Origin of the sequence: Clostridium sp. AM28-20LB (assembly GCF_003480665.1) — a bacterium.
Classification (GTDB): Bacteria; Bacillota; Clostridia; order Lachnospirales; family Lachnospiraceae; genus Otoolea; species Otoolea fessa.
In genome coordinates this window covers 61,291-73,812 of sequence record NZ_QUJN01000005.1, presented here as the reverse complement: position 1 = coordinate 73,812, position 12,522 = coordinate 61,291, and the positions used below count along the sequence as shown (strand labels likewise).

Here is a 12,522-nt window from a genome sequence, read left to right as displayed (position 1 = left end):
TGCTGCTTGCAAATTTATTTGCTTTGCACTTCTTTCTTGCATTGTACAATCGTAACTGTTCACGGGTAGGCACTTTTGGAACCGAAAGTGCCGTAAGAAAACGTGGTGGCAGCAGGAATTTGCCGTATTTAAATGCGGAGCCACGGCAAATTCCGTTACTGGGCACGTATACGTGAACAGTAACGTACAATCCATAAGCATCATTCATCCACTGCATACACAATCGTCCGCGCATCCGCAAATTCATAACTGCACGTCACAAAGGAATACAAGTGGGAAACCTCCTCGTCTGGAAGTTCGCGAAACCGGCATCCCTCCGTCATTTCTTCTATATAAGAATGCATCTCCGACCGATCCGCAAATTCCGTCCTACGCCGTTCCCCCTGACTGCCCGCAGTGAGCGCTGCAATCAGACGGAGTGTCCGCCTTTTCCCATCTGGGAAATAGAGATAAGCCGTCCGATGCTTCTGGAAGAAATCTTCGTCTTTCAGGCGGACCAGCTCGGAAAACCGGCTTCCGTCCTTCATATGATGCCCGTAAAAAATCGAATGAAAATCCGATGCATCCGGTGCACTCTCGCAGTCCAGAAAGACAGTCCCGGCTGGATCTGGTTTTCCATCCAGCCCGATGCTGCGGTACGATTCATTGTCGGTTGTCTGGACAATCGGTTCGTCGATGTGAGTACCGGGAATCCGAATCCAGGCAATGACGTCGGCATTCTGGCATTTTAAGGCTGCGAAATCTGGCTGCCATATCGGCTCTGACGCATCTGAATCAGATTTTCCAGATAAATTCTGCTCTACATTTCCTTCAGATTGGGAATCTCTGTTTTCCGCCCTTCTAACCGCATCCCCCACACCATCCGCCAGAACCAGACATCCAATCACGATCAAAAAAGCACAGAAGATGCGGCGTGCCCAGCGGGCAGCGCCGTCTCCTGTGCGCTTCTTAGTACCCAAATTTTCCTTCCAGCGATTCATCTTCGCGGATCCAATCTTCTACATCGACTTTTCGGTACTCATTTTTCGTATCACGGATATAGACATGTTCAATTCCGGCATTGATTACCATGCGCTTGCACATCGAACAGCAGCTCGATTTTTCCACATACCCGCCGGTTCTCGCATCGACACCGGTCAGATACAGCGACGCGCCGATCATGCGCTCTCTGGAGGCACTGATCAGGGCATTGGCCTCGGCATGGACACTGCGGCACAACTCGTACCGCTCGCCGCGCGGCACATGAAGCTCCTCGCGGATGCAGCGACCGATATCGGAACAGTTTTTCCGTCCGCGCGGGGCGCCCACATAGCCGGTCGAGATAACCTCATCGTTATTCACAATCACTGCCCCGTAGTGCTTTCGCAGACAGGTACTCCGCTGCGAAACCATTTCCGCCAGATCCAAATAATAATTGACTTTATCTCTTCTTTCCATATAGGATCCCCCTTCCGTTTTCTCTAATTCTTTAGATGCCCTCATTCATCTTCGCCAGCTTCGCCGCCTGATCGGCTGCAATTAAGCTGTCAATGATCTCATACAGATCGCCGTCCATGATCGAATCGATCTTATACAAGGTCAGTTTGATGCGGTGCTCGGTCACACGTCCCTGCGGGAAGTTATAGGTACGGATCTTCTCGGAACGGTCACCGGTACCAATCTGGCTGCGGCGTTCTGCCGCTTCCTCGTTCTGGCGTCTCTCCAACTCCAGATCATATAGCTTGGAACGCAGAAGACGGAACGCCTTTTCCTTGTTCTGTAACTGCGATTTCTCAGTCTGGCTGTAGATCACGATACCGGTCGGAATATGGGTCAGACGTACCGCGGAGTCAGTCGTGTTGACACACTGTCCACCGTTTCCGGACGCACGCATAACGTCAATACGGATATCTTTATCATCGATGACAACGTCCACATCCTCTGCCTCCGGCATCACGGCAACCGTCGCGGTCGAAGTATGGATACGTCCGCCGGACTCGGTCTCCGGCACACGCTGTACGCGGTGGACACCGCTCTCGTACTTCATCTTGGAGTAAGCGCCCTGGCCGGTAATCATGAAAACGACCTCCTTGAAGCCGCCGATTCCATTTTCACTGACGCTGACAAGCTCGGTTTTCCAGCGATTGCGCTCTGCAAAGCGCACATACATGCGGTACAGCTCGGACGCAAATAATGCCGCCTCATCGCCGCCTGCACCTGCACGAATCTCGACGATAACGTTCTTTTCATCATTCGGATCCTTCGGAAGAAGCAGAATTTTTAATTCCTGCTCCAGCTCTTCAATGCGCTTTTTCGCAGCATTTAACTCTTCCTTCGCCATCTCGCGCATCTCCTCGTCGGATTCCTCATCCAGAAGCGCCAGACTGTCCTCTACGTCCTGTTTTGCCTTCTTATACTCTTTATATGCCTCCACAATCGGAGCCAGATCCGACTGCTCCTTCATCAGCTTGCGGAAACGATTTGTATCGCTTGCCACTTCCGGGCTGCCGAGCTCTTCCATCAGCTCTTCATAACGGATCAGCAAATCATCCAATCTGTCAAACATGATATCCTCCTCTATCGTCTAACGGTTCCACCGTGCCTTTACCACGCGGTTAAGCCCCGACTCATCCTTTATCACTTCTATCTCCCGATACCCGGCGATGGTCAGTATCCGGCTGACCGCCTCCGCCTGGTCATATCCTATCTCAAAATATACGCAGCCGCCCTTGTTCAGATGTTTGCTGCACTCCAGCGCCAGAACCCGGTAAAAATACAGACCGTCCTCGCTGCCGTCCAGCGCCAGCCGCGGCTCATGGTCGCGTACCTCCGGTTCCAGACCGTCGATCACCGCCGATGGGATATACGGCGGATTCGACACAATCACATCGTACATGACATCCGCCTCCACCGCCTGAAACAGATTGCTCTGCAAAAGTGTCAGGCTGTGTTCCTCGATCTCTGCCTGCAGGCGCGGTCCCTTTGCCAGCCACGTTTTCAGGCGGATGCACCACGGATCCTCCGATACCTGAAACGATTCTGACCGCGCAGTTCCCTTCTGAATCAAAAAGAGACGTCTCGCATTTTTCTTTGCCACGCGCAGCGCCGCCTCGGAAATATCCACCGCCGTCACGTTCTGGTAGCCGCCAAGCACGGCAAGGCTGATCGCGATACAGCCGGATCCGGTACACATATCCAAAAGTTTCAGATCCTTTTCCGGGTAATCCCGAAGAACCCGCTCAACTAACGTCTCCGTATCCTGGCGCGGAATCAGGACATTTTCATCGACAGAAAATGTCATTCCCATAAAATCCTGCATTCCCAGAATCTGCTGCAGTGGAATGCGCTCTGCCCGTTTCTGAAGCATTTCCTGATAGCGCCCATAGCCCTTTTCCAGGCGTTCCGCATGGATCGGACGGTTCTGATCCAGATAATAATGCACCCGGTCAATCCCGAACGCCGCTTCCATCAGATACCAGGCATCCGTCCCTGCGTCCGGTACACCCGCCTCACTTAAGCGCGCGCCGCCCTCATCCAACAGTTCTCTCCAGGTCAGGTCTGTTCTTCCGTTTTCCTCGCTCATCGACTCATCCCCTCTGTCGTACCGTGTTCTATTTATGACTCTTCCAGCTGCTTTTCCCAGCCTGGGAAATTCTCCGTCAGGTATTCTCTCCAGTCAAAAACTGCCTCGGTCGCCGCGATCGCCACCTCAATCATCGAGTCATCCGGCTCCTTCGTCGTCAGACCCTGCATCCACATACCCGGACGGCTCACCAGATCCATAAACTTCGAATTGCTCCGTCCAGCGCACTGCAATACCTCATATGATATACCTGCAATGACCGGAACCAGAATAATACGGCTCAGAATCCGCATCCAGATCGTATCGACCCGGATCACCATAAACATCAGAATACTGATCACCATGACAATCAATATGAAACTGGTACCACAGCGCTTGTGCTCCTTCGAGCTCTCGCGCACATATTTTACCGTCAGCGGATGTCCGTGTTCCACACAGTTGATGCACTTGTGCTCCGCCCCGTGGTACATAAATGTCCGCCGGATGTCCTCCATCCGCGAAACGAGTTTAATATAGATAATAAAAATCGCGATCCGGATCACACCTTCCAGCACTGCCATCAGATGATCCGATGTGATAACTCCCTTAAACAGGTTCGCAATCCCCAGCGGCAGGAGCATAAAAATACCAATTGCCAGAATAAACGAAATTACCAGCACTGCTGCCATGATCGCACTCTCCAGCTTCTCGCCGAACACACGGTCTAAAAGCTGTTCGAATTTTCCCGGCTCTGCATCCTCATCATCCTCAAAAAAGCTGGCGGAATACGACAGACTCCGCATGCCGATGATCATCGAATCTGCAAACCGGAACACGCCGCGCACAAACGGGAGCTGTAAAATCTTCGCTTTTTTCGTGATACTCTGGTATGTGTCTTTTTTTACTTCTATCTCTTTGTCAGGCCGGCGGACTGCCACTGCATAGTCCTCGCCTTTCATCATCATGATTCCTTCAATTACCGCCTGACCGCCAATTCCTGAATACTTCATGCTGTCCTTTCAAAATAAAAAAAGAAGAAAACAAAAAGGCTGAGTTTAATGTCGCCACTAAAACCCAACCTTTACATGGTTCAAACTTATTTGCCTGCGTTGATGCCGTACTTGCGGTTGAACTTATCGATACGTCCGCGGGCAGCGGCTGCTTTCTGCTGGCCTGTGTAGAATGAATGACACTTGGAGCAAACCTCTACGTGGATGTCTTTCTTGGTAGAACCAGTTACGAACTCGTTACCACAGTTGCAAACTACTTTTGCCTGATAATAGGCTGGATGGATTCCTTCTCTCATTTCTTTCACCTCTCTGAATTTTTCATTGCGATTTCCGACCGCTTTTTTAATTGCAAGCCGTCTTAAAACGGCTCTATATAAAGCTCCGCACATCCAGGCACGCTATTCCATCATTTAAGCGTTCCTTCCACTCGTAAGGACGACTCACGCAGATGTCAGAACTACCGTCTGTTAATACAGCCTTATAATTATATCATGGTGTGTACTTTTTAGCAAGCAATTTTATCTATTTTTCAATACTATTTTTCTTCTTACAGTCCTGTTTTCCTGCCTGGAAGAAAGTCCTCACAGATGCGCTATTGGTGAAACATGATTTTTAGTAAAATGACCCCTTTTTCCGCGTGATCTCCACAAATTCCGTATTGTTCTTCGTCTTGGCAAACAGATCCAGGATCCGCTCAACGGTATCCTCCGGTTTCTGCGTGTTGGTCGCCTTGTGAACGATATCGACCGCTTCCGCCTCGGCGGACGAAAGAAGCAGATCATCTCTTCGCGTACCGGAACGCAGGATATCGAGCGCCGGGAAGATACGCTTCTCGGAAAGTTTGCGGTCAAGCACCAGCTCCATGTTGCCGGTTCCCTTAAATTCCTCGTAAATAACATCGTCCATACGGCTGCCCGTCTCAATCAGCGCGGTCGCCAGAATCGTCAGGCTGCCGCCCTCGCGTATATTTCTCGCCGCACCGAAGAAGCGCTTCGGCATATGCAGCGCTGCCGGATCCAAACCACCTGAAAGAGTTCGTCCACTCGGCGGAACCACCAGGTTGTAAGCCCTCGCCAGACGGGTGATACTGTCTAAAAGAATCATAACGTCCCTTCCGTGCTCGACAAGGCGCTTCGCCCGTTCTACTACCATCTCCGACACACGTTTATGACGCTCCGGCAGCTCGTCAAACGTCGAATAGATGACCTCGACATTTTCTCCCGTTACCGTCTCACGGATATCTGTCACCTCCTCCGGACGCTCATCGATCAGAAGGATGATCAGGTGCATTTCTGGATGGTTCTTTGTGATGGTCGTCGCCACCTGCTTTAACAGGGTGGTCTTTCCGGCTTTTGGCGGGGATACGATCATGCCTCGCTGTCCTTTTCCGATCGGGGACAGCAGATCCATCACGCGCATCGCCATGGAAGTCTTAACCCCCGGATATTCCAGGTGCAGACGTTCATTTGGGAAAATTGGCGTCAGATTTTCAAAATTCGGACGTTTTTCCACCACGCTGGTCGGGTATCCATTGACCGAATTAATATATAATAATGCGGCAAATTTCTCCGTCGCCGACTTCACACGACGGCTTCCGCGCACGATATCACCAGTTTTCAGATTAAAACGGCGGATCTGGGACGGCGCCACATAGACGTCATTTTCACCCGGCAGGAAGTTTTCACAACGGATAAATCCAAATCCATCCGGCATAACCTCCAGGATTCCGTTCGCCTCGATGCCGCTGTCCAACTCCTGAAATTCATTTTTCAGATCCTCCATGCGTGCATTTTCCACCTCGGTACGGGTGCTTTCCATCTGCTGCACCGGCGCGGTACGTTCCGGCTGACTGTACTCGGAGGCTGCTTCTGCCATCTGCGGTGCCGGTGCGGTATGTTCCGGCTGGCTATACTCGGTTCTTGCGCTCATCGCTTCATTGTAATTGTTACGCGGCACATAGGAATTTCTCTGATACCCCTCTCGCTGCGTGTACTCGCGTCTGCGGTTATCCTGATAACGGGTATTATTATTCTCACGGCGTGTATAGGAGCCGTATTCATTCCGGCGGTATCCGCCTTCGCTGCGGCGCTCATAGCTGGAATTCTGCCCTCCCGCAGCCCGTTCTCCGTTGGCAGATCTCCGCGGCTGCGAATACGTCTGTGCCGATGTATTCTGCCCTGCATCCGTTCTGCGCGGCTGCACGTGCATTTCCGTTCTCTCTGCCGGTTCCGCCGATCCGGCCGGATGCTCACTGACAGAAGCCTGGGGCGTTTCTTCTTTCTGTCCCCCTTCCGCCGGCTTCTCAAGTTCGCACAGCCTGTCTATGATCTCCGCCTTTTTCAGGGTGCTGATCCCCTTTAACCCCTGTGCCTTCGCCATTTCCCGAAGCTGCACCAGAGGGAGTGTCTTTAATTTTTCTCTCATATAATTCTCCTTACCCTGTTTAATTGTGTCATATTCTCTGGGATTCAAAAATCAGAAATAAGAAACGTGTGGATGTCTTCCAGGTACTTACACGAAACCGGACAGGCAGATACCTGCCCGGCATACCTTTTTAACATAGCCTTTTATGCTGTGACTGCTCTTTATCCTGCAGCCACCTTGGTTTTATTATAAACGGTTTTCATAAAAATTCAAGTAAACATTTTCTTCATACATATCAATTCAGGAACATAGTAACTGTTCACAGGTAGGAATTTTCTGAACTGAAAATTCCGTACGATACAGTTCCGGCAGCAGATTTTGCCGATTTGGAATGCGTAGCATCGGCAAAATCCATCTAAAAAGAAGCTTTTTCTCATTCAGAGCCCTTCAGGAAGTGCAGCCACTCCCCAATCTTCTTCTCATACCCATTTTCTGACGGGCGGTAAAATGTGCTGCCCTCCAGTCCATCCGGCAGGTACTGCTGCTTCACATAATGGTTCGGATAATCATGTGCATACTTGTACCCGTCGCCATGCCCCAGCTTCTCCGCCCCGCTGTAATGGCAGTCGCGCAGATGGGACGGCACCGTAAAGTTGCCCTTTAACCTGACCGCCTCCTGTGCCTCATCGACCGCCATATACGCCGCGTTGCTCTTCGGCGCGCTCGCCACATAGGTAGCCGCCTGCGACAGGATAATCCGCGCCTCCGGCAGACCAATCCGCTCCACTGCCAGCGCCGCGCTGACCGCAACCTGAATCGCCTGCGGATCCGCATTGCCGACATCCTCCGATGCACAGATCATGATACGCCGCGCAATAAATTTGATATCCTCGCCTGCATCCAGCATCTTCGCCAGATAATAAACTGCCGCATCCGGATCGGTACCGCGCATACTCTTGATAAACGCTGAGATCGTATCGTAATGGTTGTCCCCCGTCTTGTCATACTTCACGGCACGGCGCTGGATGCACTCCTGTGCTACATCGAGTGTGATGTGAATCAGTCCATCTTCACTCCGTTCCGTTGTGAGAATACCAAGCTCGATCGCATTGAGCGCCGCGCGCGCGTCTCCGCCTGCCATATCGGCCAGAAAATCGAGCGCCTCGTCCGTCGCCTCCGCGCGATAGCTTCCCATACCCTTTTCCTTGTCATGGAGCGCCCGCTCTAAAAGCTCGCGGATATCCGCATTTTCCAACGGTTTCAGCTCAAAAATACGGGATCGGGAAATCAGCGCCCCGTTGACCTCAAAATACGGATTCTCCGTCGTCGCACCAATGAGCAGAATCGTACCATCCTCAACAAACGGCAGAAGATAGTCCTGCTGCCCCTTATTAAAGCGGTGAATCTCGTCGATAAACAGGATCGTGCGCTTTCCGTACATCCCCAGCGCATCCTTGGCATCCTGCACGACCTGTTCCATATCTTTTTTCCCCGCCACCGTCGCGTTGAGCTGCTCAAAACGCGCGCTCGTCGTGTTGGCAATCACGCGCGCCAGCGTCGTTTTGCCCGTTCCGGGCGGTCCATAAAAAATCAGCGATCCGAGCTTATCCGCCTTGATCGCCCGGTACAAAAGCTTATCCTTTCCTATGATATGCTTCTGTCCCACCACCTCGTCAAGCGTGGACGGGCGCAGCCTGGATGCCAGCGGTGCCTCCTGCTCGATCGTATTTTTCCGCATATAATCAAATAAATCCATCGTATCCTCTCAATCAATCAGACATTCTTCTATTGTAACAAAAGTATATCCCTCCGCCGTCAATGTGTCAATCGTCTCAAGCGCTGCATCGACCGAAGTCTGATATGCATCATGCATCAGCACCACCGTGTGAACCGCCGCATTTTTACAGATATGCTTCACAATCCGCGCCGTATTCCGGCTTTTCCAATCCAGCGTATCGACGTCCCAGAACACCGGCGTCATCGACACACTCTCCTGAAGCTCCGTACTCCATGAACCATACGGCGGACGTATGTATTCCGGACGTTTTCCCGTGACCGCCTCGATCCAATCGGCCGTCTCCCGAATCTCCTCCACGCTCTTTTCAATCGGCTGGCGCGCCAGATCCACATGTGCCATACAGTGAACCCCGATGAGATGACCGTCTTTAGCCATCTGTCGCACCAGTTCCTCATTACCCGGAATATTTTCCCCGACCAGAAAAAAAGAGGCTTTCACGCCCCTCTCGCGCAAGCCGTCCAGCAGCTTTTTCGTGTACACCCTGTGCGGTCCGTCGTCGAAGGTCAGCGCCAGCTCCCCGCCGGAAAAGCATTCCGGTGAGGAAACCGTCTGGTCCGTCTGGTCCACTTTTGCCAAATCTTCCCACTGCATCCCCACTGCCAGCCTGCACACGATTCCTAAGAAACACAGATCCAGCAGCACTGCCGTGCACAGGCAGAGCAGTTTTTTCCTCATGGAACCCTTATTTTGAATGATCCGATTTACCATTTTAGACGTGTCAGCCCTGAACTGTGACAGGGCATCCCCTTTATATTTGCGTTTCCGCTTCCATGTATTATATGAACGCAAAAAAGGATCCAGACCTCCGCATTTCTGTCAGGTCTGAATCCTCTTTTTCTATTTAATGTGCTCTCGGAATCTTTCCGCCAGCCGCAAAAGCAAGTGCAGGAACGACTCCGAGCGTACATTTTAACCTACTAGCGCCGAAATACCAAAGTAGGACAGCACCACGATACCAAGCACAATCCGATAATATCCGAAAAACTTGAAATCATGCTTGCGGACATATCCCATCAGGAACTTGATCGAGTACACGGACACGCCAAATGCGACCACCATACCAAGGACCAGATAAATGAACTCCGCGAAAGAAAATCCGCCGCCCTGAATGAAAAATTTCACAATCTTTAAAAAACTCGCACCGAACATAACCGGAATCCCAAGGAAGAATGAAAATTCTGCCGCCGCCGGACGTGAACAGCCGATCAGCATCGCGCCCAGAATCGTCGCGCCCGAACGGGAAGTACCCGGAATCATCGCCAGCACCTGGAAACAGCCGATCAGTGCCGCTGTCTGGAACGAAATCTGCGTCACGCGCTCAATCGGAAAATGACGGTGCACGTTTCGATTTTCCAGTACGATAAACAAAACGCCGTAGAGAATCAGCATCGCTGCTACGACATAGCCATTCATCAGCTTATCCATGAAATGGTCAAGCGGAAGCCCAATCACCGCTGCCGGAATGCAGGCTATAATAATTTTTATCCACAAACGGATTGTACCGCGCTTCTGCGCCATCGATTTGTGCGGTGAAAACGGATTCAATTTATTGAAATACAGCACCATAACCGCCAGAATCGCACCCAGCTGGATGACAACCATAAACACTTCCCGGTACGCCTCGCTGACATCCAGATGGATGATCTCATCCACCAGAATCATATGCCCGGTACTGCTGATCGGAAGCCATTCCGTGAAACCTTCCACGATTCCCAGTACAATTACCTTTAAAATCTCAACAAAACTCATGTCTGCTCCTTCCTACACGTTTTCTATCTGCCAGTCGATCGGGGCAACACCATGTTCTTTTAAAAATTCATTGGTCTTGCTGAATGGGCGGCTGCCGAAAAATCCGCGGTACGCAGACAGCGGGCTCGGATGCGGTGCTTCGAGAATCAGATGCTTCGGATTATTAAGCATCGATTTCTTCGCTTGTGCCGGACGTCCCCACAGAATAAATACCATCGGACGGTCCTGCTCATTTAAGATCTTGATCGCAGCGTCCGTAAACTCCTCCCAGCCGATTCCACGGTGGGAATTAGCCTGATGCGCGCGGACGGTCAGAACTGTGTTCAGCAACATGACTCCCTGCTTCGCCCATTTCGTCAGATAGCCATTGTTCGGGATGTAGCAGCCGAGATCATCGTGCAATTCCTGATAAATATTCACCAGGGACGGCGGGATTTCCACATCCGGCTTTACCGAAAAGCAAAGCCCATGCGCCTGTCCCGGACCATGGTAGGGATCCTGACCTAAAATAACCACCTTTACCTCGGAAAGAGGGGTAAAATCAAATGCATTGAAAATATCATTCGCATCCGGATATACAACATGCGTCTCATATTCCCGTTTCACAGTATCGTATAACTTTCTGTAATATGGCTTTTTAAACTCTCCGCTGAGCGGAGCCAGCCAGTCATTACTGATTGCTCCCATTGCCCTATCCTCTCGTCCATGTCATTTTCTGTCGTTTTCTGTCAAACGATGGTTCCATTTTAGCACAATCGAAGCGGTTTCTCAAGTTTTGCTTCCCAAATGTACCCTCCGCAGATAAGTGGACGTTACTGTTCACGCATACGTGCCCAGTAACTAAGTGGACTCTCAATCGCAGGAAGCAAAATTGCGGATAAAGCCGACCGAATTCTGCGGAATCGATACGGTCCTCTCCTGAATATCTCCGACAATCTGGTAAAACTTCTGGTTTATCCGATACATATGCGATTTGCGGTTAAAAAAGACCGTCTTTTCAAAGGGCCAGCGGATGACGGTCGGCGTCTTGAAATCCACTCCCAGCTCGAGAATCAGGAGCGCATGGTTTAAGGTTCCAGCCAGCCATTCCCGGTAGAGATTCCAGCTTTTCAAATAACCTTCCTCGATATACGGATTCGCCAGAACTGTGTTTTCTGTCAGCGGCGCCCCACAGTGCGGGCAGATACCATCCGCCACCTCGCCGCGCTCCCAGATATCCTTCGTACAGCCTTTCGAACACTGAAGCCAGTTCACATTACCGCACGGCGCCGTGATCTTCGCTTCATCCAACGAACTTTCAAAGATGCGCGCATCCTTTGCGGTTGTCACGATAAAATAATCCTTCCCCTCTGTCATCGATGCCAGCGCCCGGTATGCCCCCTGTACCTCCGCGCCTCCCGCCTTCTCCCATTCGCTTCCAAGCCCAATCAACAGAAATTCGCACGTCTTAAGCCGTTCCCGAAGCGTTTTAACTTCCTCATCTGCTGCCGTTTCATTTCTTGTCTTCTCTGCCATCTTGATTTGATTCCCCCGTTTAAAAAAGAGTCTGCATCTTCGCGGAGCGTTTTTTATTTCATAGGACGCAATTTCCCATGAAATAAAAAGAGCCTGGCATGCGCTCACGCACACGCCAGACTCCCCATCTGTAATGCAATTAGCTCTATGCGAAATTACTTAAATTACTTTAAGGTAACTTTAGCGCCTTCAGCCTCTAATTTAGTCTTGATGTCCTCAGCCTCTTCCTTGGAAGCGCCAGCCTTAACTACCTTCGGAGCACCGTCAACTACTTCCTTAGCCTCTTTCAGACCAAGACCTGTAGCTTCACGAACTACCTTGATAACTTTAACTTTGTTCGGGCCAACCTCTGTCAGCTCTACGTCGAACTCAGTCTTCTCTTCTGCTGCCTCAGCTGCACCTGCTGCTGCTACAACAACGCCTGCTGCTGCGGATACACCGAACTCTTCCTCGCAAGCTTTTACTAAATCGTTTAACTCTAATACGGATAATTCTTTGATTGCCTCAATGAACTCAGCTGTTGTTAACTTTGCCATTTTAATATT

13 protein-coding genes are annotated in these 12,522 nt (G+C 50.9%); all 13 read right to left on the bottom strand.

Features of this window, described 5'->3' with window-relative positions; all coding sequences use genetic code 11:
- Positions 1–200: 200 nt before the first annotated feature.
- The 13 genes from DW739_RS10920 to rplL all read right to left on the bottom strand — a co-directional run bounded on the left by DW739_RS10920 (position 201) and on the right by rplL (position 12,513).
- Positions 201–959 carry a class B sortase gene (locus DW739_RS10920; protein ID WP_207665578.1) on the bottom strand — a complete coding sequence of 253 codons (759 nt, stop codon included), beginning with the start codon at positions 957–959 and terminating at the stop codon, positions 201–203.
- On the bottom strand, positions 949–1,437 hold the full coding sequence (locus tag DW739_RS10915) for a deaminase (protein ID WP_022360603.1): 489 nt from the start codon (positions 1,435–1,437) through the stop codon (positions 949–951). The genes DW739_RS10920 and DW739_RS10915 overlap by 11 nt, the downstream gene beginning before the upstream one ends.
- A 31-nt stretch (positions 1,438–1,468) precedes the next feature.
- Positions 1,469–2,545 carry a peptide chain release factor 1 gene (gene prfA / locus DW739_RS10910; protein WP_118293366.1) on the bottom strand — a complete coding sequence of 359 codons (1,077 nt, stop codon included), beginning with the start codon at positions 2,543–2,545 and terminating at the stop codon, positions 1,469–1,471.
- Between the two features lie 18 nt (positions 2,546–2,563).
- Complete coding sequence (locus DW739_RS10905) at positions 2,564–3,562, bottom strand: HemK/PrmC family methyltransferase (protein ID WP_118743062.1); 999 nt, start codon at positions 3,560–3,562, stop codon at positions 2,564–2,566.
- Positions 3,563–3,594: 32 nt separating this feature from the next.
- Positions 3,595–4,551 (bottom strand): DUF1385 domain-containing protein, encoded by a 957-nt coding sequence (locus DW739_RS10900; RefSeq protein WP_118472588.1) that lies wholly within the window; start codon positions 4,549–4,551, stop codon positions 3,595–3,597.
- 86 nt (positions 4,552–4,637) lie between these two features.
- Entirely contained in the window at positions 4,638–4,847 is a 210-nt protein-coding gene (rpmE, locus tag DW739_RS10895) for a 50S ribosomal protein L31 (protein WP_022360607.1), read from the bottom strand.
- Positions 4,848–5,163: 316 nt separating this feature from the next.
- Positions 5,164–6,975 (bottom strand): transcription termination factor Rho, encoded by a 1,812-nt coding sequence (rho, locus tag DW739_RS10890; RefSeq protein WP_118468411.1) that lies wholly within the window; start codon positions 6,973–6,975, stop codon positions 5,164–5,166.
- Positions 6,976–7,348: 373 nt separating this feature from the next.
- Complete coding sequence (locus tag DW739_RS10885; protein WP_022360609.1) at positions 7,349–8,671, bottom strand: replication-associated recombination protein A; 1,323 nt, start codon at positions 8,669–8,671, stop codon at positions 7,349–7,351.
- Between the two features lie 9 nt (positions 8,672–8,680).
- Positions 8,681–9,388 carry a polysaccharide deacetylase family protein gene (locus tag DW739_RS10880; protein ID WP_182427981.1) on the bottom strand — a complete coding sequence of 236 codons (708 nt, stop codon included), beginning with the start codon at positions 9,386–9,388 and terminating at the stop codon, positions 8,681–8,683.
- A gap of 234 nt (positions 9,389–9,622) precedes the next feature.
- Positions 9,623–10,462 (bottom strand): undecaprenyl-diphosphate phosphatase, encoded by an 840-nt coding sequence (locus DW739_RS10875; protein WP_022360611.1) that lies wholly within the window; start codon positions 10,460–10,462, stop codon positions 9,623–9,625.
- A gap of 12 nt (positions 10,463–10,474) precedes the next feature.
- Positions 10,475–11,149, bottom strand: a complete 675-nt coding sequence (locus tag DW739_RS10870; RefSeq protein ID WP_022360612.1) for a uracil-DNA glycosylase — start codon at positions 11,147–11,149, stop codon at positions 10,475–10,477.
- 165 nt (positions 11,150–11,314) lie between these two features.
- Positions 11,315–11,977 (bottom strand): hypothetical protein, encoded by a 663-nt coding sequence (locus tag DW739_RS10865; RefSeq protein WP_118743060.1) that lies wholly within the window; start codon positions 11,975–11,977, stop codon positions 11,315–11,317.
- Positions 11,978–12,141: 164 nt separating this feature from the next.
- The gene (rplL, locus tag DW739_RS10860; protein ID WP_107001383.1) at positions 12,142–12,513 is read right to left on the bottom strand and encodes a 50S ribosomal protein L7/L12; all 372 of its coding nucleotides are present in this window, start codon (positions 12,511–12,513) and stop codon (positions 12,142–12,144) included.
- Positions 12,514–12,522: the final 9 nt, after the last annotated feature.